Source organism: Arsenophonus sp., assembly GCA_031446085.1.
Classification (GTDB): domain Bacteria; phylum Pseudomonadota; class Gammaproteobacteria; order Enterobacterales; family Enterobacteriaceae.
The window spans coordinates 283470-308574 of sequence record CP132901.1; the positions used below are offsets into that span (position 1 = coordinate 283470).

29 protein-coding genes and 1 tRNA gene are annotated in these 25105 nt (G+C 21.4%); 20 read left to right on the forward strand and 10 right to left on the reverse strand.

All coding sequences use genetic code 11. The features are described 5' to 3' along the window. Window positions 1-73 precede the first annotated feature (73 nt). The 3 genes from nhaB (at window position 74) to lpxL (ending at window position 3416) form a co-directional block, all read left to right on the forward strand. Window positions 74-1627 (forward strand): sodium/proton antiporter NhaB, encoded by a 1554-nt coding sequence (gene nhaB, locus RA161_01350; GenBank protein WMY97697.1) that lies wholly within the window; start codon window positions 74-76, stop codon window positions 1625-1627. 53 nt (window positions 1628-1680) lie between these two features. Next, window positions 1681-2343, forward strand: coding sequence for a MutH/Sau3AI family endonuclease (locus RA161_01355; GenBank protein WMY97698.1), 663 nt, complete (start codon window positions 1681-1683; stop codon window positions 2341-2343). Window positions 2344-2498: 155 nt separating this feature from the next. Beyond that, window positions 2499-3416: an LpxL/LpxP family Kdo(2)-lipid IV(A) lauroyl/palmitoleoyl acyltransferase gene (gene lpxL, locus RA161_01360; protein WMY97699.1), complete on the forward strand. Its 918-nt coding sequence runs from the start codon at window positions 2499-2501 to the stop codon at window positions 3414-3416. A gap of 4 nt (window positions 3417-3420) precedes the next feature. Here the strand turns inward: lpxL and rne are convergent, their stop codons facing one another. Continuing rightward, complete coding sequence (gene rne / locus RA161_01365; protein ID WMY97700.1) at window positions 3421-5691, reverse strand: ribonuclease E; 2271 nt, start codon at window positions 5689-5691, stop codon at window positions 3421-3423. Between the two features lie 266 nt (window positions 5692-5957). Here rne and RA161_01370 point away from each other — a divergent pair, with 266 nt between their 5' ends. The 13 genes from RA161_01370 to RA161_01430 all read left to right on the forward strand — a co-directional run bounded on the left by RA161_01370 (window position 5958) and on the right by RA161_01430 (window position 14968). Next, the gene (locus tag RA161_01370; protein WMY97701.1) at window positions 5958-6197 is read left to right on the forward strand and encodes a S4 domain-containing protein; all 240 of its coding nucleotides are present in this window, start codon (window positions 5958-5960) and stop codon (window positions 6195-6197) included. 89 nt (window positions 6198-6286) lie between these two features. Next, window positions 6287-6907, forward strand: coding sequence for a pseudouridine synthase (locus RA161_01375; GenBank protein WMY97702.1), 621 nt, complete (start codon window positions 6287-6289; stop codon window positions 6905-6907). Window positions 6908-7095: 188 nt separating this feature from the next. Then, entirely contained in the window at window positions 7096-7266 is a 171-nt protein-coding gene (rpmF, locus tag RA161_01380; GenBank protein WMY97703.1) for a 50S ribosomal protein L32, read from the forward strand. A 274-nt stretch (window positions 7267-7540) separates the two neighbouring features. Then, entirely contained in the window at window positions 7541-8494 is a 954-nt protein-coding gene (locus tag RA161_01385; GenBank protein WMY97704.1) for a beta-ketoacyl-ACP synthase III, read from the forward strand. 20 nt (window positions 8495-8514) lie between these two features. Beyond that, the gene (gene fabD / locus RA161_01390; GenBank protein ID WMY97705.1) at window positions 8515-9447 is read left to right on the forward strand and encodes an ACP S-malonyltransferase; all 933 of its coding nucleotides are present in this window, start codon (window positions 8515-8517) and stop codon (window positions 9445-9447) included. An 11-nt stretch (window positions 9448-9458) separates the two neighbouring features. Continuing rightward, the gene (fabG, locus tag RA161_01395) at window positions 9459-10193 is read left to right on the forward strand and encodes a 3-oxoacyl-[acyl-carrier-protein] reductase (protein WMY97706.1); all 735 of its coding nucleotides are present in this window, start codon (window positions 9459-9461) and stop codon (window positions 10191-10193) included. A 134-nt stretch (window positions 10194-10327) separates the two neighbouring features. Continuing rightward, the gene (gene acpP, locus RA161_01400; GenBank protein ID WMY97707.1) at window positions 10328-10579 is read left to right on the forward strand and encodes an acyl carrier protein; all 252 of its coding nucleotides are present in this window, start codon (window positions 10328-10330) and stop codon (window positions 10577-10579) included. Window positions 10580-10698: 119 nt separating this feature from the next. After that, window positions 10699-11535, forward strand: coding sequence for an aminodeoxychorismate lyase (gene pabC / locus RA161_01405; protein ID WMY97708.1), 837 nt, complete (start codon window positions 10699-10701; stop codon window positions 11533-11535). Window positions 11536-11590: 55 nt separating this feature from the next. After that, window positions 11591-12232: a dTMP kinase gene (gene tmk / locus RA161_01410; GenBank protein WMY97709.1), complete on the forward strand. Its 642-nt coding sequence runs from the start codon at window positions 11591-11593 to the stop codon at window positions 12230-12232. Further along, window positions 12202-13209: a DNA polymerase III subunit delta' C-terminal domain-containing protein gene (locus RA161_01415; protein WMY97710.1), complete on the forward strand. Its 1008-nt coding sequence runs from the start codon at window positions 12202-12204 to the stop codon at window positions 13207-13209. The genes tmk and RA161_01415 overlap by 31 nt, the downstream gene beginning before the upstream one ends. An 18-nt stretch (window positions 13210-13227) precedes the next feature. After that, window positions 13228-14013, forward strand: coding sequence for a YchF/TatD family DNA exonuclease (locus RA161_01420; protein ID WMY97711.1), 786 nt, complete (start codon window positions 13228-13230; stop codon window positions 14011-14013). Window positions 14014-14038: 25 nt separating this feature from the next. Beyond that, window positions 14039-14380 carry an HIT domain-containing protein gene (locus RA161_01425; protein WMY97712.1) on the forward strand — a complete coding sequence of 114 codons (342 nt, stop codon included), beginning with the start codon at window positions 14039-14041 and terminating at the stop codon, window positions 14378-14380. A gap of 39 nt (window positions 14381-14419) precedes the next feature. Further along, window positions 14420-14968, forward strand: coding sequence for a hypothetical protein (locus tag RA161_01430; protein WMY97713.1), 549 nt, complete (start codon window positions 14420-14422; stop codon window positions 14966-14968). A gap of 15 nt (window positions 14969-14983) precedes the next feature. Here the strand turns inward: RA161_01430 and RA161_01435 are convergent. From RA161_01435 to mutY, 4 genes are all read right to left on the reverse strand, one after another. Further along, window positions 14984-15056 (reverse strand) — tRNA-Phe (locus RA161_01435). Window positions 15057-15090: 34 nt separating this feature from the next. Then, on the reverse strand, window positions 15091-16176 hold the full coding sequence (gene mltC, locus RA161_01440; protein ID WMY97714.1) for a membrane-bound lytic murein transglycosylase MltC: 1086 nt from the start codon (window positions 16174-16176) through the stop codon (window positions 15091-15093). A gap of 39 nt (window positions 16177-16215) precedes the next feature. Beyond that, the gene (locus tag RA161_01445; GenBank protein WMY97715.1) at window positions 16216-16464 is read right to left on the reverse strand and encodes an oxidative damage protection protein; all 249 of its coding nucleotides are present in this window, start codon (window positions 16462-16464) and stop codon (window positions 16216-16218) included. Window positions 16465-16499: 35 nt separating this feature from the next. Beyond that, the gene (gene mutY / locus RA161_01450) at window positions 16500-17540 is read right to left on the reverse strand and encodes an A/G-specific adenine glycosylase (GenBank protein ID WMY97203.1); all 1041 of its coding nucleotides are present in this window, start codon (window positions 17538-17540) and stop codon (window positions 16500-16502) included. A gap of 70 nt (window positions 17541-17610) precedes the next feature. On the opposite strand from mutY, the gene trmB reads away from it, so the two are divergent. Next, window positions 17611-18285 carry a tRNA (guanosine(46)-N7)-methyltransferase TrmB gene (trmB, locus tag RA161_01455; protein WMY97204.1) on the forward strand — a complete coding sequence of 225 codons (675 nt, stop codon included), beginning with the start codon at window positions 17611-17613 and terminating at the stop codon, window positions 18283-18285. 132 nt (window positions 18286-18417) lie between these two features. Continuing rightward, window positions 18418-18636: a translation initiation factor IF-1 gene (infA, locus tag RA161_01460; GenBank protein WMY97205.1), complete on the forward strand. Its 219-nt coding sequence runs from the start codon at window positions 18418-18420 to the stop codon at window positions 18634-18636. Window positions 18637-18640: 4 nt separating this feature from the next. Here infA and ychF read toward each other — a convergent pair whose 3' ends face one another. From ychF to lolB, 5 genes are all read right to left on the reverse strand, one after another. Next, complete coding sequence (gene ychF, locus RA161_01465; protein ID WMY97206.1) at window positions 18641-19717, reverse strand: redox-regulated ATPase YchF; 1077 nt, start codon at window positions 19715-19717, stop codon at window positions 18641-18643. Window positions 19718-19741: 24 nt separating this feature from the next. Then, on the reverse strand, window positions 19742-20317 hold the full coding sequence (gene pth / locus RA161_01470; GenBank protein WMY97207.1) for an aminoacyl-tRNA hydrolase: 576 nt from the start codon (window positions 20315-20317) through the stop codon (window positions 19742-19744). A 120-nt stretch (window positions 20318-20437) separates the two neighbouring features. Then, complete coding sequence (locus RA161_01475) at window positions 20438-21385, reverse strand: ribose-phosphate pyrophosphokinase (GenBank protein ID WMY97208.1); 948 nt, start codon at window positions 21383-21385, stop codon at window positions 20438-20440. 58 nt (window positions 21386-21443) lie between these two features. Next, a complete protein-coding gene (gene ispE / locus RA161_01480; protein ID WMY97209.1) occupies window positions 21444-22307 on the reverse strand; it encodes a 4-(cytidine 5'-diphospho)-2-C-methyl-D-erythritol kinase in 864 nt (287 codons plus the stop codon). Next, a complete protein-coding gene (lolB, locus tag RA161_01485) occupies window positions 22304-22966 on the reverse strand; it encodes a lipoprotein insertase outer membrane protein LolB (GenBank protein WMY97210.1) in 663 nt (220 codons plus the stop codon). The genes ispE and lolB overlap by 4 nt, the downstream gene beginning before the upstream one ends. Before the next feature lie 166 nt (window positions 22967-23132). Between lolB and prfA the strand changes: the two genes are divergently transcribed. Together prfA and prmC are read left to right on the forward strand one after the other, a co-directional pair. After that, a complete protein-coding gene (gene prfA / locus RA161_01490) occupies window positions 23133-24263 on the forward strand; it encodes a peptide chain release factor 1 (GenBank protein WMY97211.1) in 1131 nt (376 codons plus the stop codon). A gap of 87 nt (window positions 24264-24350) precedes the next feature. Next, window positions 24351-25055, forward strand: coding sequence for a peptide chain release factor N(5)-glutamine methyltransferase (gene prmC / locus RA161_01495; protein ID WMY97753.1), 705 nt, complete (start codon window positions 24351-24353; stop codon window positions 25053-25055). The last annotated feature ends 50 nt before the right edge of the window (window positions 25056-25105 follow it).

Genomic DNA, 25105 nt, shown 5'->3' on the forward strand with positions numbered 1-25105 from the left:
TTAGAAAATATGTAAGTAATATGATAATATCATTTCTAATTATTCTAAAAAATAAATAAAAAAAGGAATACTTATGAATGTGAATATAACCAGAAAAAAATCTATTTTTATAGAAAAATTTCTAGGAAATACACCTAAGTGGTATAAATTAACTATAATTATATTTTTAATAATCAATCCTATTTGTTTTTTATTAATAGATAAAAAACTAGGAGGATGGTTATTAATGATAGAATTCATATTTACTTTAGCTATGGCTTTAAAATGTTATCCGTTGCAATCTGGTGGATTGCTAATAATAGAATCTGTAATCATAGGTATGACAAAAACGGAAAACATTAGCAACATTATTCATCAATATACAGAAGTTATTTTATTACTAATATTTATGGTATCATCAATTCATTTTTTAAAACCACTATTATTATATATTTTTACAAAGTTCTTTCTCTCAATAAATTCTAAACGTATATTATCTCTATTCTTTTGTTTAGGAACAGCATTGCTTTCAGCATTTTTAGATGCTTTAACGGTGATTGCTATATTAATTAGTATTTCTTTTAGTTTTTATAATCTTTATCAAAATTATACATTAAATAATTATAATAATGTTAAAAATATAATTACAAATAATCAAGATACTAAAATATTTAAAAAAATGGAATTTAAATCAAAAATATTTTCTAAATTTTTACGTAATTTAATAATGCATGCAGTAATAGGGACAGCTTTAGGTGGAGTAATGACTATTGTTGGAGAACCTCAAAACTTAATTATAGCAAAATCTGTTCAATGGAATTTTAATCAATTTTTTTTACATATGCTTCCTGTAACTTTTCCAGTATTATTTTCATCTATATTACTTTGTTATTTATTGGAAAAATATAAATTATTTGGATATGGAATTGAACTAAATGAAGATATAAAAAATTTTTTTAAAGAATATAATTCTATTAATAAAAAAATTAATAATAACTTTGAATTACTTATTCAAGTATTTGTCACAATATTACTTATAATAACATTAGTTTTCCATTTAGCCGAAGTTGGTTTAATTGGATTATCAATTATTATTTTAATGACTGTATTTTGTGGATTAGATGAAAAAAATGTTTTAAAAAAATCTTGTCAAGAAATATTACCATTTACAGGATTATTAATTACTTTTTTTGCCGTTATGTCAATTATTATTGACCAACAACTTTTTAAAGAATTTATATCATTTATTTTAGAGAAAACTGAAAAATCACAAATATTATTTGTATATTTATTTAATGGATTGCTTTCAACAATTTCAGATAACGTTTTTGTTGGTGCTATATATATAAGAGAAGCTTTAAATTCATTTAATTTAAACTTAATTACAAAAAAACAATATGAATATTTAGTAGTTGCAATTAATACAGGTACAAATCTACCTTCTATAGCAACTCCTAATGGTCAAGCTGCATTTTTATATTTACTTACTTCACCTTTTGCAAAAATATTAAATCTATCTTATAAAAAAATGATGTATATGTCTTTACCATATACCATAGTAATTAGTATAGTCGGTTTAATATCAATAAATTTCTTTTTAATACCAACTACAACATATTTTATTCAACTAGGTTTATTACCTAAATAGTTTTTTTAAGAAATATTTAATAATTTAAATAAAAAAATAATTTACTATTTAAAATGTGCAATTTTTTAAAAAATAAAACTATTTTATTATCTAAAATCAATCAAATTATTGGTTTATCTTTGGGAGATCTTGCAAAACGTTTAAAAATTCCTATTCCATATAATTTAAAAAAAAAAAAAGGATGGATAGGTCAATTATTTGACAATTTTTTTGGAGTTAATTTGATTCATCAATCAAACATTGATTTTCCTCATTTAGGTATTGAATTAAAAACTATCCCAATAAATCGTTATGGAAAACCATCACAAAATACCTTTGTGTGTTCATTGTCATATATTAATAGTAATAATTTTAATTGGTTTCAGTCTTATATTCGTTATAAACTATCACATGTTTTATGGATATTAATAGAAGAAGACAAAAAAATTCCTTTAAAAGAAAGAAAAATTATTAATTCTTTTTTATGGAAACCTTCTAAAAAAGAAGAGAATTGTATTCAAAAAGATTGGGAAATATTAATGGATATTATTGTTTTTGGAAGATTAGAACAATTAAATAGTTATTATAGTAAAATATTAGAAATTAAAGTTAAAAGTTTTTACAAAAAAAATCAAACAATGTCCATTAACCAAAACGGTTTTATTTTTAAAAATTCACCAATAGCATTTTATTTAAAAAAAGATTTTACTAAAACAATCATAATAAAAAATTTTTAAAAAAAATATTATTTTAAAATTAAAATGAATTATTGACTATTTTATATAATAATGAGAAAATGAAATTTCTTTTTTATTTTTAATGTTTTTAGTTATAAACTATATTTATATATAAATAATTTTATTAAAAATAACAATATATTCTTATTCAAGAAATGTCTTTTTTAAAATTGACGTATTTTCATCCAAAATACTGGATAATATGGTTAACAACTGGAATTATTTATTTACTTGTGTTATTGCCGTATCCAATAATATATTGGATTGGAATAAAATTAGGAAGATTGTCTAAATTTTTTTTAAAAAAAAGATTCAAAATAATAAAAAGAAATTTAGAATTATGTTTTCCAAATATGACTTTTAAAAAAAGGAAAAAGATTATTAAAAAAAATTTAGAATCTATTGGAATGGGATTATTAGAGACTGGAATGGCTTGGTTTTGGTCCGATAAAAGAATTAAAAATTGGTTTAAAATTAAAGGATATAAAAATATTTTAAATATAAAAAAAACAAGAAAAGGTATTATTTTAATTGGTATACATTTTTTAACACTTGAATTAGGAGCACGTATTTTAGGAATATTAAATCCAGGAGTAGGCGTTTTTAGACCACACAATAATCCATTAATTAATAAACTACAAACCTGGGGTAGATTACGTTCTAATAAATGCATGATCGATAGAAAACATGTAAAAAGTATGATTAAAAATTTAAAAAATGGAGAAATGTTATGGTATGCACCCGATCATGATTATGGACCAAAAAAAAGTGTTTTTGTTCCATTTTTTGCAATTACAAATACAGCAACCACAAAAGGAACATATATATTAACTAAATTAGCTAATCCTATTATAATTCCATTTACTCCAAGAAGATTAAACAAAGCAAAAGGTTATGAATTATTAATACAACCTCCTATCATCAAATATCCTCAAGAAAATGATATTTCAATAGCAAAATTTATGAATAAATTAATTGAAAAAGAAATTATGAAAGCTCCAGAACAATATATGTGGCTACATAGAAGATTTAAAACAAGACCAAAAGGATTTAAATCTCTTTATCAAAAATAAAATGCTATAAAACTATTTTAATTTTATTTTTCTGTCCAATAAAAGTTTGTTTTTTTTTATAATTATCTTTTAAATATCTTGAAGATTTTCTAAAACGTTGAGATACATTTTGCGTTTTTGTAAAATTGTTACTATTTCTAATATTTTTTTTAAAATATTCTTTTCTTTTGTAATCAATAATATTATTTTTATTTTTTTTATTATCAATTTTTTTCTTTTTAAAACTATTTTTTTCTAAAAAAAAATAAGGATTAACTTTTTTATTATTTAATAATAATTTTATATTTTTTTTATTATCAATTTTTTTCTTTTTAGAAAAACAAGCATCTTCATTTTTTTCTTTTTTGTAATTTATTATTTTTTTATTTTTTATCTGATTTTTCTTTTTTTTAAAAAAATTAATTTTATTTTTTATAGGAAATCGTGTTTTAAAAACAAATATTTTTTTTAAAAAAAATATTAATTTTAATTGAAATATAAAGTAAACATTTTTTAAAAAAATATAAAAACTGTTTAAAATAGAACTTTTTTTATTATTTGATAATATTTTTTGAAATATTAAAATAATTTTCTTTTTTATTTTTTTAAAAATTAATATTTTTTTATTTACAATATTTTTAATTTTTTGAAAACTTAATATAGAAAAAATATTTTTTTTTCTTTTTTGTGAATGAAATAAAAAATTAGATAATATTGGTTTTTCTCGAATTTTATTTTCATTATTTTTTTTTTCTATAGTTTTTTTTATCCTATTTTCATGATATTTTGCAAGATAATAACTAAAAGTCGATATTACTTCTCCTTTTTTAATACGTAATATATGAAAATGAGGAGTTTGCATCTTATCATTTGCAACTACTATTATTTGTATATTGTCTTTTAAAGACTCAATTTCATTTATTGATTTTCTTTTTTCATTAAGTAAATAGATAGCAATTTTAGTTGGCACAATAACATGTATTGCATGTGTATTTTCTTTTAAAAATTCCTCTTTAATTAATCTCAAAATAGATAAAGAAAGAGATTCATTATTGCGAATTCTTCCAATTCCATTGCACCTTGGACAAATATGACAAATCGATTCACCTAATGATGAACTTAATCTTTGACGTGATAGTTCCAATAAACCAAATCTTGAAATTTTAGTAATCTGAATACGTGCTCGATCTTGTCTTGTGATTTCTCTAAGTTTATTTTCTATTTCTCTTTGATGTTTTATGAAATGCATATCAATAAAATCTATTACTATTAATCCACCTAAATCACGTAGACGTAATTGACGTGCAATTTCAGTTACAGCTTCTAAATTTGTATTAAATGCTGTTTCTTCAATATCTATTCCTTTTGTAGATCGCGAAGAATTAATATCAATAGAAGTTAAAGCTTCAGTACTATCAATAACTAATACACCACCAGAAGGTAATCGCACTTCTCTTTGAAATATTGATTCAATCTGAGATTCAATTTGATAATAACTAAATAATGGAGTACTACCAGTATAATATTTAATTTTTTTAAAAAAATTTTTTTGACCAATAGAATTTACATGATATTTAGCCATTGTTACAATTTTATAATTATCAATTAAAATTTCTTCAATATCTGGACGTAAATAATCACGAAAAGCCCTAGTAATCACGTTACTTTCTTGATGTATCAAAAAAGGTGCTGTTCTATTTTTTGAAGCTTTCTTTATAGCTTCCCAATGATTTAATCTATATTTTAAATCTTGCTGCAATGTTTCTTTAGTTTTTCCTAATCCAGCAGTACGTATAATTAAACCCATTCCATTTGGAACCTGTAATGATGATAAAGCTTCTTTTAATTCAATTCTATCTTCTCCTTCAATCCTTCTTGATATACCTCCAACACGAGGATTATTTGGCATTAATACTAAATATGTACCAGCCAATGTAATAAATGTAGTTAATGCTGCTCCTTTTTGCCCTCGTTCTTCTTTATTTATTTGAATTAGTATTTCCTGTCCTTCTTTTAAAATATTTTTAATATTAGGTCTGTTATTATATGAATAATTATTTGGAAAATATTCAGAAGAAATTTCTTTTATAGGTAAAAATCCATGTTTCTCTGATCCATAATCTACAAAAGCAGCTTCTAGACTAGATTCTATCCTTGTAATCTTCCCCTTATAAATATTTGATTTTTTTTGTTCATGTCTAAAATTTTCAATATCTAAGTCATAAAGTTTTTTTCCATCAACGAGCGCTACTCGTAATTCTTCTTCTTTAGTAACATTAATTAACATTCTTTTCATTGAAATATACTCTTTGTAATTAAAAAAAATAAATATTTTTTTTCAAAATTATTCCCCTATAATAAATAATTATATATTTTGTAATATCTTTGTTAAAAGATATTAAATTTCTAATTTAAGTCAAAAATATTATTTATAATAAACAAAAATTTATTATTATATGTGATAATATAATATATAGATCAATAAGAAACAAATTTAATTAAGTCTAAACATTGTTTTATTAAAAGAGCTCAATTTACTTTAAATGAGCAATAATTTATAGCATGACAAAATATAATTCAATAAAATTTATTACTATCAATCAAAACAACCATGAACAAAGAATTGATAATTTTTTGTTCACTCAATTTAAAAAAGTACCTAAAAGTAGAATTTACAATCTTATTCGAAGAGGAAAAATTAGAATTAACCATAAAAAAGTTCAACCAAAAAATAAAATTAATACAAACGATATTATTACTTTACCATCTATTCAAACATCTTTTAAAAAAAAAAACCTTTAAAATTAAGAAAAATATCTAATTTTTTAATACAAAATATTGTTTATGAAGATCAAGATTTAATAGTTTTAAATAAACCATCAGGTATTTCAGTGCACAGTGGAAGTAAAATAGATTTTGGTATTATTGAAATATTGAAATTAAGATTTCAAAATTTACAATTTTTAGAATTAGTACATAGATTAGACAAAGAAACTTCAGGTATTTTATTAATTGCTAAAAATAGATTTACTTTAAAAGAATTACAAAAACAATTATTTTTAAACAGAATAAAAAAAGAATATATTGTTTTAGTTAAAGGACATTGGAATGCTAATTTAAAAAAAATAAATATTTCTTTATCAAAATCAATTTATAAAAAAATAAAAAATAAAAATTTTATAAATTATTATAAAAAAAAATCAATTACTTTTTTTTCTGTAAAAAAGTATTTTTTCAATACAACACTAATCAATGCATATCCAATTACTGGCAGAACGCATCAAATTAGAATACATACTCAATATGCAAAACATCCAATTGTACTTGATAAACGTTATGGTGACCATAAATTTAATAAAGAAATATTTAATCTTGGATTAAATAGATTATTTTTACATTCTTATTCTATTACTATTAAACATCCTAGAACAATGGAAAATAAAAAATTTTTTGCTCCATTGGATAAAAATCTAATACTACTATTAAAAAAATTAATAAATTATAAAAATTAAATAATTTAAAAAATTATTATTAGCGAATAATAATTTTTTTGTTATAATATTAATAAGTATTAATAAAAATTAATATTTACATTAAATATTTAAAAATACAGTTTTTATTATAAAATATAAAAAACAGAAAACTCAAAAAATAACAGTATGTTAATATAAATATATTTTAAATAAAGGATAATCTTTTTATGGCAGTACAAAAAAATAAAAATAGTAGATCAAAAAGAGGAATGAAAAGAGCACATCAATCCTTAAAAATTACTACTTTATCAATAGATAAACATTCTGGTGAAAAACATTTACGTCATAATTTAACAAAAAATGGTTTTTATAGAGGACGTAAAATCATAGAAAAATAAATTAAGTATTAATAAATATTAATATTCATATATATATATGAATATTAAATTAATTGTAAAATCATAATAAAATATTTTAAAAGTATTTTTGTTATTTAATAACATCAAACTTAAAATTAATAATTAAATTGTATTAGAAATAAATATTAGCAAATTAAATTAAAAAATATTCATATAAAATTTTTTAATTTAAGTTCAAAAAATATTCTAAAAAAATTTAAAAAATCCAATTAAAATTACATGTCTGACTCTACTTAAGAGTAAAAAAATTAGAATGTATACAAAAATCTTAGGTACTGGAAGTTATTTGCCTGTTAAAATTCGTACTAATGCTGATTTAGAAAAAATGGTAAATACTTCAAATGAATGGATTATAAGTCGTACAGGTATAAAAGAAAGAAGAATAGCAACAAAAGAAGAAAACGTATTTACAATGGGTGCGAGAGCAGCACATGAAGCATTATTAATGGCTGAAATTAAAGTAGAAGAAATAGATTTGTTAATTGTTGCAACAACTTCAGCAACACATGCATTTCCTAGTGCAGCTTGTCAAATTCAACAAAAGTTAGGTATTAAAAGCTGTGCCGCTTTTGACGTAGCAGCAGCATGTGCTGGTTTTACATATGCATTAAGTATCAGTGATCAATTTATTAAAACAAAAATGGCAAAAAAAGCACTAGTAATAGGATCAGATGTTCTATCAAAAATGTTAGATCCTAATGATAGAAGTACTCTTATATTATTTGGAGATGCTGCTGGAGCTATTGTGGTTGGATCATCTGAAAAACCTGGAATTTTATCAACACATTTGTATGCTAATGGTAATTATGGAAATTTATTAACCTTAAAACATCAAGAACATAGTACATTATCAAAACCAACATATATTGTAATGGTAGGAAATGAAGTATTCAAAATAGCAGTAACAAAACTAGCTAAAATAGTAGATGAAACTTTAAAAAAAAATGAATTAGATAAATCAGAATTAGATTGGTTTATACCACATCAAGCTAATTTAAGAATAATCACAGCTACTGCAAAAAAACTTTCTATGCCGATGGATAAAGTTATTATTACTCTAGATAAACATGGAAATACATCAGCTGCCTCTATACCAACTGCATTTGATGAGGCAGTTCGAGATGGAAGAATTAAAAGAGGAAATATGATATTACTTGAAGCTTTTGGTGGTGGATTTACTTGGGGTTCTGCATTAATACGATTTTAAATAAAATAGGAATAAATATAATGGCTAACTTTGCAATGATTTTTCCAGGACAAGGTTCACAATCGTCTGGAATGTTAGGAGATTTAGCTAAAAAATTTGTTATTATTAAAAAAACATTTTTAGAATCTTCAGACATTTTAGGATATGACTTATGGAATTTTTTACAAAATGCTTCAGAAACAGAATTAAACAAAACATCTAAAACTCAACCTATTGTTTTATCGACATCTGTTTCAATATTTCGAATATGGCAAGAAATTAATGGAAAAATGCCTCAATTTATGGCTGGACATAGTTTAGGTGAATATTCTGCATTAGTTTGTTCTGGAGTTCTTGATTTTCAAGAAGCAATTAAATTAGTTGAATTACGTGGCAAGCTTATGCAAAAAGTTTTTCCAAAAGGGAAGGGAGGAATGTATGCTATAATTGGATTAGATAATGAATCAGTATCAAAAATATGCTACGACATTTCAAAAAATAAAACAGTATCCCCAGCTAATTTTAATGCACCTAATCAAATAGTAATTGCAGGAAATAAAAAAGATGTAGAAAAAGCAGCTTTATTATGTAAATATGCTGGAGCAAAGTATATTATTCCATTATCTATCAGCGTTCCTTCTCATTGTATGTTAATGAAACCAGCTGCTAAAAAATTAGAAAAAGCATTAAAAAAAATAAAATTTCACAATCCTAAAATACCTATAGTTAATAATGTAGACGTCAAGATAGAATTTTGTATTAATAAGATAAAAAATGCATTAGTTAGACAAATGTATAGTCCGGTTCGTTGGGTAGAAATAATTCAATTTTTATCAAAACGTAAAATTTCAAATTTTATTGAAATTGGACCTGGAAAAATACTAACAAAATTAACAAAACGTATTAATAATAAAATTAATGTTATTGCAATTAATGATATTAACTCATTAAAAATTGCATCAATTACTCATTGAGAATAATAGTTATGAACTTTAATGGAAAAAAAGTGTTAGTTACTGGTGCTAGTAGAGGAATTGGTAAATCTATTGCAAAATTATTTGTTAAATATGGAGCAAAAGTTGCAGCAACAGCTACTAATAAAAAAAATGTAGAAATTATTAATCAATATCTTCAAAATAATGGGAAAGGATATCTTCTAAATGTAACAAATCATCAATCAATTGAAGATATATTATATAAAATTCATCAGGAATTTGGAAATATTGATATATTAATTAATAATATAGGAATTATATCTGACAATTTAATAATTAGAATGAAAAAAGAAGATTGGAATAAAGTTATTGATATTAATTTAAATTCAATTTTTACTATATCAAAAAACATTATACATTCAATGATAAAAAAACGTTATGGTCGAATTATATCTATAGGTTCAGTGATTGGTATGACTGGAAATATAGGTCAAACAAATTATTCTGCTTCTAAAGCCGGAATAATTGGATTTAGTAAATCTCTTGCAATAGAAGTCGCTTCAAGAGGAATTACTGTAAATGTTGTTTCTCCAGGATTTATAGAAACTGATATGAGTATATCTTTGTTAAAAAACAAAAAAGAAAAAATATTAGAAAAAATTCCTATGAAACGATTAGGAAAAACAAAAGATGTTGCAAACTCTGTAATTTTTTTAGCTTCTGACCAAGCATCTTATATTACAGGTATTAATTTACATGTTAATGGCGGTATGTATATGATTTAAAATGAATGCAACATTTAAAAAAAATTAAAATTAATTAATTTATATTTTAAATATTTATAAAAATCTTTGATTATTTTTCTTCATCTATATAATAAAAATATTATGAATATGAGTTTTAATAGGAATATAATAGTATGAGTACCATTGAAGAACGTGTTAAAAAAATAACTTCTGAACAGTTAGGCGTTGCAAAAGAGGAAGTTGGAAATAATGCTTCATTTGTTGAGGATTTAGGAGCAGATTCTCTTGATACTGTTGAATTAGTAATGGCATTAGAAGAAGAATTTAATATTGAAATTCCTGATGAAGAAGCAGAAAAAATCACTACAGTACAATCTGCGATTGATTATATTAATAAAAATATAAAAAAAGATAATAAATCTTAATTTTTTAAAAGATTTATATTTTTTGTACAAATAAAATAAAGGTAGAGAGATACTCTACCTTTATTAAAATAATTATCAATAAAAAATATACATTTTAAAATTATAGCTAAGATATATTAATGATATGTTTTATTGACGGTAAAATTAATAATTTTATTTCCATAAAAAATAGAGCAATCCATTTTGGAGATGGATGTTTTACAACAATTAGAGTTGTAAAAAAAAAACCTGCTTTATTATTAAAGCATATTTGTAGATTGCAAAATGGAGTAAAAAAGTTATATCTACCAGAACCGAATTGGCAAAAAATTATTATAGATATTAATAAAATAGCAAATCTAAATAAAAATAAATTGGGTGTAATTAAAGTTATAATTACTAGATCATGGAAAAAAAATAATATAGGGTATAGTTTTAAAAATAATAATAAAGTTATTGTTATTATTATTTTAAATAAATATCCTTTTTTTTATTTAGATCAACAAAAAAAAGGAATAAATTTAGCAGTTAGTAATATTTTAATAAATGCCAATAAACATCTTTCCGAGATCAAACACCTTAATAGATTAGAACAAATTTTAATAAAAAAAGATATTGAAAATAAAAAAATAGATGAAGTCATTACAATAAATACATATGGTCATTTAATCGGATGTTGTTCAGGCAACATATTTTGGAGAAAAGGAAAAAATGTATATACACCATATGTTAATATTTCTGGTGTTGCAGGTGTTATGAGAGAACATATTATAGAAATTTTATCTAATAATAAAAAATATAAACTTTTTTATGTAAAAACAAAACCTAATATTTTACTTTATGCAAATGAAGTAATAATTACTAATTCGTTAATGCCGATATTACCAATAAATAATATTTTTATATATAAAAAAAAATGGAAATATAATTCAAAAAAATTATTCAATTTTCTATTACCTTACTGTTTAAAAGTATAAAAATATACTATTATTATTTTTAATAAAAAAAAATAAAAAATTAATTAATAATTCTATGAAAAATTGTTATATAGTCTTAGAAGGAATGGAAAAATCGGGAAAAACAACAGCAACAAATACAGTTTATAACATTCTAAAAAAAATTGGAATAAAATCTATTCATTGTATTAGAGAACCTGGAAGCACAAAATTAGGCGAAACAATAAGAAATTTAATAAAATTTGGAATAAAAAATGAAAAAATAGTTGCTCAAGCTGAACTATTTATGATGTATGCTGCTCGAGCACAACTAGTAGAACAAGTAATAAATCCTCTTTTAAAAAAAGGATATTGGATTATTAGTGACAGAAATGAAATTTCATCTCAAGCATATCAAGGAGCAGGAAGAAATATAGATTTAAGATTTATTCTGAATCTCAAAAAACATGTTTTAAAAAAAATACGTCCAGATCTCATAATATATCTTGATATTACTCCTGAATTATGTTTAAAAAGAATTAATATAAACAAAAATATAGATATCTTCGAAAAAGAATCTATAAATTTTTTTTATAGAATTTATAATTTCTACATAAAACTAACAAAAAAAGAAAAAAATATTATAAAAATTGATGCTAATCAACCATTAAAAAAAGTAAATACAGATATTAAAAATATATTATTAAATTGGATAAATATATTAAAAAACAAGAAATAATTTGGTATCCTTGGCTTAGTAATCCATATAGACAAATTATATCAGGATATTTAAATAATAAAAAAAATTATTCGATGCTTATAAATACTAAGATTGGACTTGGTACTGATATATTAATAAAAAAAATTAGTCAAAGATTATTTTGTATGAATCCAAATAATCTAAAAAGTTGTTTTTCTTGTCATGCCTGTCAATTAATTTTAAAATCTAATCATCCAGATTTTTATAAAATCCAATGTGGAAAATATATAAACAAAATAGATATCAATAATCTAAGAAATATAATTAGTCATCTATATTATTCTTCCTATCAAAATAGAAAAATAATTTGGATTAAAAATATAGAATTTTTGACAATAGAATCTATGACTTTATTACTTAAAGTATTAGAAGAACCTAAAAAAAATATTATTTTTTTATTGAGTACTCATAACAAAAATAAAATACTTAAAACTATTCAAAGTCGTTGTATATGTATTTCAATTGATTCTCCAAAAAAAGAAACATTAATTTTATGGTTGAAAAAATATACATCTCAATTATCTAATAATGAATTAGAAATTATTTCAAATTTACATATTAATAATCCAAAATTAGCTTTCAATTTAATACATATAGAAAATTGGATAAAAAGAAAAAAATTTTTTTATTTATTAAGAAACAGTTTAATAAATAAAAATCTTCTTTTATGGTTATCTGAATTCAATCAAAATAATATATCTATTAAATTATATTGGTTAATTACTATTTTAATAGATGTATTAAAAAATAAAATGAAGATAGAAAATTTTATTATTAATACAGATCAATTAGATTTAATTAACCAATTAAATCTACTACATTCTAATGATATGTTATTTGAAATAATTAAAGAATGGAATATATACTATTTTAGATTAAAATCTAAGATTAATATTAATAAAAAAATTCAATTAGTATCTCAATTAATAAATTGGCAAGAAAAAATCTTTAATTAAAAGGATAATACAAATAAAATGAAAAATTTTTTTATAGATTCACACTGTCATCTAAATGATCTAAATCATTATAGAAAATATCAAAATATACAACACATTATTAATAAAGCACAAAAAAAAAAAGTAAAATATATATTATCAATATCAACTAGTTTAAAAGAACATGTAAAAATATACAAAAAAATTAATCAAAATAAAAATATATTCATGTCTTGCGGCATTCACCCTCAAAATGTAAATCAAATTGATTTATTTAATCAATTCGAATTTCTAGCTTCTAAAAAAAAAGTTATTGCATTAGGAGAAACTGGTTTAGATTACTATATAAAAAATAATAATAAAATATTGCAACAAAAAATATTTTCTAAACATATTTTTATTGGGAAAAAATTAAAAAAACCGATCATTATTCATATGAGAAAATCAGAAAAAGATGTGTTAAATATTTTAAAAAATGAAAAGATACAAGAATGTGGGGGGATTATTCATTGTTTTAACAGTAATAAAAATGTAGCAAAAAAAATGTTAGATTTAGGATTGTATATATCTTTCTCTGGTATTTTAACATTTAAAAATGCAGAAAATATTAGACAAACTGCAAAAACAATACCTATGGATCGTATCTTAATTGAAACTGATTCTCCATATTTAACACCAGTACCTCATCGGGGAAAAGAAAATGAACCTTCATACATCATACATACAGCAAAAATACTAGCAAATATAAAAAAAATTAATATTGATAATTTAGCAAAAGAAACAACAAAAAATTTTTGTACTCTTTTTAAATTAAAACTAAATTAATTAGATTATTTTAAGGAATTAAAAAATGAATTTTAAAAACAATTTCAATGACATTATACAACACAAAACAAAAACAAATCTTATATATCAAGATAAACTTGTTACAGCTTTTAATGATATTAATCCAAAAGCACCAATACATATACTTGTTATTTCTAATATTTTAATTCCAACATTAAACCATATGAAAAAGAAACACATAAAAATATTAGGTCATATGATTTATATTGCAACTAAAATTGCAAAAAATAAAAATATTGCTTCTAGTGGATATCGATTGATATTAAACTGTAACAAAGATGCAGGTCAGGAAATATCACATATTCATATACATTTAATTGGAGGAAAACAATTAAATAGTTTTTAACTGTTTATGTAAAATATATCAATCAATCATAAAAAATATATGAAAAAAATTATATTATTATTTTTAATAAACCTATGTATTTTATCATGTACATCAAATCAAAAAATAAAAAATCCATCTCTTTTAAAAAATAAAAATTTTTCTTATAAAAATTATGTTTTTAATAATTCAAAAAAAATTAACAAAGAAACTAATTGGAACCAAATAATATTATCATTAATTAATGAACTACTAAAAGAATTTTCTTTTAAAGAAAATCAAAGTTTGTTAATTAATTCTATCAAAAATAATACTAATATATTTATTCCAAATAAATATATTACTAACATGATAAGTGATATAATAAAAAGGAAAAATATTATTACAATATCTCCAGAACAAATTAATGAAACATATAAAAAAATAGGATTATTAAAAGAAGATAATTTAATTAGTTGTGCCAAAGAAATTATGTTAGCTCGTTATATTCATTCGAAATATGTTCTTTGTTTAGAAATTTTTAGCTATCATGACAAAAAATTAATTGAAATAAAACTTATTGAAACAAAAAGTGGAGAAATATTTTATAAAAAAACTAGTGAATTTTAATGAAATATAAAAAATTGCCCGGAGGCGGAATTGAACCGCCGACACGAGGATTTTCAGTCCTCTGCTCTACCAACTGAGCTATCCGGGCATATATTTTTTATTTTTCTAGTTTATTATATATATTACATATTTTTTACTTTAAATAAAATATTTTTATAATTTTCATGTGCATCGTTTACTTTAATTAAATAATTACGTAACTTTATATTAGGATGTTTTGTAATCAAAATATGATACACATCATCAGGTGGCATACTATTAATAATATTAATAGATATTTTAATATCTTTATTAAATAATTTTAAAATATTATTTACTCCGGCATTATAAGCAGCAATTATAACATATCTTTTCGATAACTCATTATTAATTTCATGTAAATAAATATTTTGTAATAATGATAAATAAGCAGTACCAACATCAATATTATTTTGAGGATCTAATAAATAAGATTTTGTTGGTATACTTTTTTTTCTTTGAAAATAAACGAATACATCTTTCCCAGCTGTATTAGGTATAATTTGCATTAATCCTAAAGCATGAGATCGACTAATAGCATATGGATCAAAATTAGATTCTATTTGAATAATAGCTAATATTAATGGAACATCTATAGAATATTTTTTTGCAGCTTTTTGAACATAAGGGAGAAAAATTTTAGCCTTTTTATTTAAAGTAATATCTGATAATTGTATTGTAACAAACCAAATAATGTTTAATCCGGATTGACGTTTTTTTAATTTATTTTTTAAAATAAATTCAGCAAATTTCTGAGCTCTCCATTTCCATTGAACTAATTGATTAGTATTATCTAAAACTTTTCCAAATAAAAAAATATTATTCTTATTTTTTAATTTTTTTAAACTAGAATCTAAATTTTTAAAATTATTACTCATTAATAATATAGTTATTAATGCTTTTTTAATATTTTCTATTGGTTTAATTTGAGAAATAGTTTCAATAGTAATTCTACCAGAATACAAATTCATGTAACTTCTAGTTTTATATTGATCAGTATATTCAACATAATCACTGGGACCAATAACTAATATTTCATCATTACCCCAAATATTTTGAACATTATTAGCATATTGTTGTAACAACAATTCAAAAGCATTAGTATCTTTATGATTATTAAAAGAATTCGCTATTTTACAATAAATTGCTATGATAATTAGATGAATATAAAAAATATTTTTTATTTTCATTTGATATAAAAATAATATAACTAAAAAATTATTCAATAATTAAAAATTTTTTATATTTTTTTTAAATAAAAAATTAATCATCTCTCTTTCTAATATAGATTTATCTTGAGTATTTGTTGTATTTAATTTTTTTTCATTAATGATAACAGTTTGTTTTTTTAACCATTTTTTCCAAGCTTGCTTAGAAATTTCATTAAATATTTTTTCCCCTAATTTTGTAGGATAAGGAGGAAAATCTAATTGTTCAGAATTTTTTTTAAAAAATTTACAAAATATGATTTTATTCATTATTGATATTCCTATTTTTAATAATATTTATCAATTTAATTATTTAACAAATTTAATATTTTTTTAACTATTGTTGGTATTCCAACTTTAATATCTTGTTTTTTATTATACCAAATACCTTTTTTTTTATCTAGCTTGATAATATTTTCATTTATAGAACAATAAATTGGAAAAATATTTAAATTTATATGACTTAAATAATGTTGAAAAGATTTGATTTCTTTTAAAGAAACTTTATTGATTTCTTTTTTTTTTAACCATTGATATAGTTTATGTAAACTAGTAAATTCTGGAAAGCTATATAAATTAGATAAAATTCCAGTATTTAAACGTTTCTCCAACCAAAAATTATTATTTTTTTCTAAAATGACTATCCATATTTTTTTATTTAATTTAATTCTTATTATTTTTTTATTTGGAAGTTCATTAAAAGTATTGTTTATAAATGCATAACATTTTTTATTTAAAGGACAAATATAACATTTTGGATTTCTATAAGTACAAATTTGAGAACCTAAATCCATCATACCTTGATTGAACTTTCTAGGATATTTTTTAGAAATTATTTGATTCATTAAATTCCATAATTTATTTTCAGTTTTTTTTTTATTGATATATTCATAAATTCCATAATAACGACTTAAAATTCTTTTTACATTGCCATCTAAAATTGGAAAACATTGATTTCTTGACAATGATAAAATTGCACCGGCTGTAGAACGACCAATTCCTGGCAATTTAATTATTTCATCAAATGAATTAGGAAAAATTCCATTATAAACATTTAATATTTTTTTAGCTGCATTATATAAATTTTTTGCTCTATTATAATATCCTAAACCATTCCAGAGATAATAAATTTCATTTATATTTTTATTTGCTACAGATATCACATTAGGACAAAATGAAATAAACTTTTTAAAATAAGGAATTACAGTTTTTACTTGAGTTTGTTGTAGCATAATTTCAGAAACCCAAACATAATAATCATTATTTTCAATTTGCCATGGTAAATATTTTCTACCATATTTTGTATACCATTCAATTATAAGAGAAGAAAAAACTAAATTATTCATAATTTACTTTAGAAAATTTTTAAAATATATATAATAAATTATTTATCATAATAAATAAAATATTTCTATTATGCATCATATACATAGTTTTGTTTTAAGAAATAGAAAATTAAATCAAAAAAAACAAGAAATATTTAAAAAATTATGGCCCTATTTTGGATTAAATTTTGTAAATAATCCAATATCAATAAAAGAAATATTTCATAATACATACCCTGTTATATTAGAAATAGGTTTTGGATCCGGTAAATTATTAATTCAAACAGCAAAAAAAAATACTAAAAAAAATATTTTAGGAATAGAAGTATATAAAAAAGGAATTTTTTCTTGTTTTATTCAAGCTGAAAAAGAAAATATAAAAAATTTAAAAATTATCTATTATGATGCAATATCCGTTTTAAAATTAATGATTCCGAATAATTCATTATCTGTAATACAAATTTTTTTTCCTGATCCTTGGCATAAAAGAAAACATCATAAACGGAGAATGATAAAAAAAATTTTTTTGGAGATACTTTTAAAAAAATTAAGAAATAAAGGTATTATTCATATAATGACGGATTGTAGTTCATATGCAAATCACATTATTAACAACATTAGTTTAATTAATGATCAGAAATCATATTTTCCATTTTTAAATAATTATATAAAACTTATTTCCAATCAATTAATAAGTAAATTTGAATCTCGTGCTATTAATAAAAAAAATTCTATATTTCAATTTTTTGTTCAAAAAAATATGTAAATATTTTTATAAAATTATTGTTGATAATAAATTTTATTTGTATACTATTGAAAATAGTAGTTTTAAATTTAAAACTATCTGAATAAAATATGTCAAAATTGTTTTTTTGAAAAAAAATATAAAGAGACTCAAATGAATAAAGAAGAAAATATAGAAATGTCAGGTGTTGTGCTAGATACTTTACCGAATACAATGTTTAGAGTTAAATTAGAAAATGAACATATAATAATAGCTCATATTTCAGGAAAAATGAGAAAAAATTATATTAGGATATTAACTGGAGATAAAGTTATTGTTCAATTAACACCTTATGATTTAAGTAAAGGAAGAATAATATTTAGAAACCGTTAATTAGCTAAATATTAAACAAAAAATTTAATATATCTCCATCTTGAATAATATATTTTTTACCTTCTAATCTTATTTTTCCAAATTTTTTAACATTTATCTCTCCTTTATATTTAATAAAATCATTAATAGAAATAGTTTTAGCACGAATAAAACCTTTTTTTATATCACTATGTATCATATTTGCAGCTTCTAATGCTGTTACACCTTTTTTAACTATCCATGATTTGACTTCTTTTTTCCCAACAGTAAAAAAAGTATTTAAATTCAATAATTTAAAACTTTTATTTATAATTGAATTTAATTGCATATTTAATTCATTTTTTTTATTAAAATTAATATTTCTTTGTTTTGATTTTGCATATATTCGAATAATACACTTTATATTTTTATCTTTGAAATATTCTTCTAAATTTTTTAAATATATATTTTTGCTATTTGTATTATTATGATCAACATTAGCAATATACATTATTGGTTTTAAAGTTAAAAACTGAAGATAATCAATTACTTTTATTTCTTTATCATTCAAAGATAAAGTACTTAACATTTTAAAATTTTGAAGATGAGCAAAACATTTCTCTAAAATACGAATTTCTTCTTTATTTTCATGATTTGTTCTATTTAAAATATTACTTTTTTTGACACGTTTTAAACTACGTTCACAAAGATGTAAATCAGAAAACAATAATTCTTTATGAACAATATTCATATCACGAATAGGATCAATGTTCTTATAAACATGAATAATTTTATCGTCTTTAAAACAGCGGATTAAATGAATAATTGCGTTTACATTTTTAATGTTATTTAAAAAATTATTTCCTAAACCTGATCCTTTATGAGCATTTTTTACTAATCCTGCAATATCTATAAATTCTATTGTACTTGGAGATATTTTTTTTGGTTTTACTATTTCTGCAATTTGATATAATCTACAATCTTGAATAGGCACTATTGCTATATTCGGATCAATAGTACAAAATGGATAATTGGCAGATTCAATCATTGAATTTGTTAACAAATTAAATAAAGTAGATTTTCCTACGTTAGGCAAACCTATAATTCCTAATTTAAAAGACATCATAAACCCATTATGTTAAATTTTCTATTTTAAATTATGTAAATAATTAATAGCTTTATTTGGTCCTTCACTAAAAAAAAATTTTGTAGCTAAAACAATTTTATTTATACAATAATTAATAATTTTTCTTTCTCTAATAGATGGTATATTTAATAAAAATCTTGTAACATTTTGTTTTTTTCCTGGATGACCTATCCCAATTCTCAAACGATAAAAATTATTATTTTTCAAAACGTCTTCAATATTTCTAATTCCATTATGAGTAACATAAGTATTACCAAATTTAATTTTTGCTCTACCAATTGGTAGAGTTAAATCATCATAAGCTATAAGTATTTCATTATTTTTTATTGAATAAATATCTTTAATATAAGATACAGATAAACCACTCAAATTAATATATGTTTTAGGAAAAAGTAAAAATACCTTATTATTTTCTATCATAATTTGATGAATATATCCTAAAGGATATTTTTTTTTAGAAATTATATTATAATTTCTCATTAATAAATTTAAATACCAATATCCAATATTATGTCTAGTAAGAAAATATTTTTTTTCTGGATTTCCCAAACCAACAATTAATTTAATTTTATTCATTATAACAGTTTTATATGTATTAATAGAATTTTTAATTTCTAATAATTACTTTAAAATAATTAAATATTATATTGTAATTGTATTTAAAATATACAATATATATAAAATATAATTTTATAACTAATGTTCAAACATAGCCGATATCGATTCTTCATTACTAATTCTTCTAATAGCTTCTGCTAACATATCAGATAAAGTTAAAGAACGTACTTTATTTAATTTTTTAATTTCAGAAGAAAGTGGAATAGTATCACATACTACCACTTCATCAATAAGAGAATTCTTAATTTTTAAAACTGTATTTCCAGAAAATATTGGATGAGTAGCATATGCAAAAACACGTTTTGCACCTCTTTCTTTCAATACTTCTGCTGCTTGACACATTGTCCCTCCAGTATCAATCATATCATCTACTAAAATGCAATCACGACGAGCAACATCTCCTATAATGTTCATAATTTTAGAAACATTTGCACGTGGTCTTCTTTTATCAATAATTGCCATATCAGTATCATATAATAATTTTGCAATTGCACGTGCACGTACTACTCCACCAATATCAGGAGATACTACAATTGGATTATCTAATTCTTTTTTAAGCATATCATCTAATAAAACAGCACTACCAAAAACATTATCTACTGGCACATCAAAAAAACCTTGAATTTGTTCTGCATGTAAATCAACAGTTAAAACTCTATCCACTCCTACACTAGATAAAAAATCAGCAACTATCTTAGCTGTAATTGGTACTCTAGCTGATCTTACTCTACGATCTTGTCTAGAATATCCAAAGTAAGGAATTACAGCAGTAATTCTTCCAGCAGAAGCACGACGTAATGCATCTACCATGACTACTAATTCCATTAAATTATCATTTGTAGGAGCACAAGTAGATTGTATGATAAATATATCATCTCCTCGTACGTTTTCATTAATTTCTACACTTATTTCACCATCACTAAATCGACCTACTGTAGCATTTCCAAGTGTAGCATATAATCGATTAGCAATATTTTTAGCAAGATATAATGTAGCATTTCCAGAAAAAATTTTCATATTTGGCATACAAAAACTCAATTAAAAATTAATAATTATTATCTAGATTTAATAAAAATTTTCATTTTTATATGTTTTTACGTAAAATATTTAAAGTAGATTTGTTCATACTACTAGAAACAAAACCAAAAACCCAATTTGGAATTTTATTTAATAATTTATAAGCTATTTTTTTTTCTTTTTTATAAAATTCAGCAAAAACACTACTACCAGTTCCAGTTAAATAACAAGATTTATATTGAGATAACCAAGAAAATAAAGCTTCAACCTTAGGAAATTGATCTCTTACTATTTTTTCGAAATCATTATGATATGGTTTATTTAATAATTCTATCAATGAAAATTTATAGGAACGTTTTTTAAATTTAAAATTTGAAAATATTTTTAGAGTAGATATTTCTAATTTAGGATACAAAATCAAATACCACTTTTTTTTCAATTTTATTGGAATGATTTTTTCTCCAATTCCTTCTGCAAATCCTGTCCTACCTTTGATAAATAAAGGTACATCAGCACCAAGTTTTTTTGCTAATATTAAAAATTCTTTATTATTAATATTAGATTTCCAATAATAATTTAAAGCAATTAATGTAGTAGCAGCATTAGATGAACCTCCACCTAATCCAGATCCAATAGGAATATTTTTATTAAGATATATATCTATCCCTCGACAATAATTTTTTTCATTTTTTTCAATAATATATTGTTTTAATAAAAAAGCTGCTTTAATAATTAAATTATTTTTTTTATTTAATCTTTTATCTAAAGTATGTAATTTAATTAAATCATCATTTCTAAATTTCATATAAATAAAATCACAATAATTAATTAATTGAAAAAAAGTTTGTATCTCATGATAATGATCCCTTCTTTTATTAAGAATATAAAGAAATAAATTTATTTTTGCAGGTGATGGCCATATTAATTTCATGAATAATAAATCCAGTTATTTATTTTAAGAACAAATAATTCTTTTTTCCATTGAATTTCAATATTTTTTGGCAAGAAAATATCTCTTTTTTTATAAAAAGAAAGATATTTAATAAAATATCTTTCATTTTTATCAATATATTTAATAGATTTTAAAAAACCAAAATTATTTATTGTTATCAAAGATTTATTTTTTGGCAAACCAATAATCCAATATGATAAATTTTTAATTAAATTGAATATTGATGAATATTGATTCAATATATTTTTTTTGATCTGAAAAATATCTCTATTATAAAATGTACCATGTTGATTTTTGAAATCAATATTATCATATGATACATTAATCATATATTGATAAAATCCTAACGGATCTTTAATTAAGATAGAATATTGAAATAAATTTTTTTGCTGTAAAATAAATTTACAATAAATTATATTTTTGTTATTTAAATAATAAATAGTGCCTTTAACTTTTAAATTTTCTAGTTTTTTTAATATTTTTTTATTTTTATTCCATAAAACATTTTTTTTAAAATCAATTTTTTTAATTTTTATATTTTCATTATGTAAAACACAAGATGATAAAAAAAATAAAATCATTAAAAAAAATAAAATTTTGTAATATGAAAAATATTTAAAATGACGAAATGATATCATTAATGAATCCTTTTTGATTTTTTTTAATCCATATTTTGAAAAATATCTTCCAAATGAATATTAAAATAATTATAATTACTTTAACCTGAAAAAAATTGTTCATTTATAACAGATTTTAAATCATTTTACAAAATAAAAAAATATTAAAATATAGGAAATAAAATGAATGCATGACATTATTATAAATAAATTAAACGATTTAGAAAAACGATACAAGAAAATTAAACAAGATTTAATCAAAATTGATACAGTTAATAACTCAAAATTATTGATATCTTTGTCAAAAGAATATTCAAGTTTAAAAAATATTGTTCATATATTTAAAAAATGGAAAAAAGTTCAAAAAAATATTAAAAATACAAAAATATTACTTAACGATAAGGAAATTTATGAAATAGCAAAAATTGAATTAGAAAAATTAGAAAAATATAATCAAGAATTAAAAAAAAAAATATATTTAAATTTATTACCTAAAAAATCAGAAGATAAAAAAAATTGCTTATTAGAAATAAGATCAGCTACTGGTGGTCATGAATCTGCAATTTTTGCTGGAAATCTTTTTAGAATGTATTATCGCTATGCAGAAATTAATAATTGGTTATTAGAAATAATTAATTTCCATCCAGGTGAGCATGGGGGATATAAAGAAATTATCACGAAAATTAGTGGTAAAAATACATACTACTATCTTCAATTTGAATCAGGAGGACATAGAGTACAACGTGTTCCAAATACAGAATCTCAAGGAAGAATACATACATCTACATGTACAGTTGCCGTAATTCCATTTGTTTCTAAAAAAGAAATAAATCAAATTAATTTAAATGATCTTAGAATAGATACTTTTCGCTCGTCTGGAGCAGGAGGACAACATGTCAATACAACAGACTCAGCAATTCGTATTACACACATTCCAACTGGAATAGTGGTGGAATGTCAAAATGAAAGATCTCAACATAAAAATAAATCGAAAGCTATTTCTGTATTAGCATCAAGATTAAAAGCAATTGAAAATAAAAAAAAACATGAAAAAGAAACATTGCAAAGAAAAATTTTATTAGGTTCTGGAGAAAGATCTGATAGAATCAGAACATATAATTTTATACAAGGTAGAATTACAGATCATCGTATCAATTTAACAATATATCAACTCGAAGAAGTAATGAATGGAAAATTAGAAATCATTTTAAAACATTTAATCAAACACAACCAAATTGAAAAAATTAATAATTTTTTGGAAAAAAACAATGAATTATCAAGATTGGATACATCATGCAACAAAAACTTTAATATATAGTAAAACACCTCAGTTAGATGCTTTCATATTATTAAAACACATCGTAAAAAAAAAATTTGTTATATTTTAGCTTTTCAAGAAACACAAATTCATAAAAAAAAATTAAAAAAACTAAATTTTTTATTAAAAAAACGTTATATTGGTTATCCGATATCTTATATAACAAAAAAAAAAGAATTCTGGTCTATTCCTATTTATGTTTCTAAAAAAACTTTTATTCCTCGTCCAGAAACAGAATCTTTAGTTGAACAAAGTCTAATACTTATTAATAATAATAAAAAAAATAAAATTCTAGATTTAGGTACTGGAACAGGAGCAATATCTTTAGCACTAGCTAAAGAATTAAAAAAATCTCAAATTACTGGAGTAGATATCAGTCATCATGCAATAAAAATTGCAAAATACAATTCTCGTTTATTAAAAATAAAAAACGTTAATTTTTATCAAAGCAATTGGTTTAGTAAAATATCCAAGAATTCTAAATTTAATATTATTGTTAGTAACCCTCCTTACATTTCTTCATCTAATGTTAGTTTAGAATTAAATGATATCAGATTTGAACCAAAAATAGCATTAATTTCTAAAAACAATGGTTTAAAAGATATTGAAATCATTATAAATAATGCCACTTTTTATTTAAAAAATAAAGGTTGGCTTTTGATTGAACATAGTGAATTTCAAAAAAAAAGAGTACAATTTTTATTTAGAAAATACAAGTATAAAAATATTTTATCTATTAAAGATTATAATAATTTTGATAGAATTACTATTGGTAAATATCAATATTTTTAATATCATATAAATACATAGTTTTTATCATTAAAAAAATAATATTTTTATAA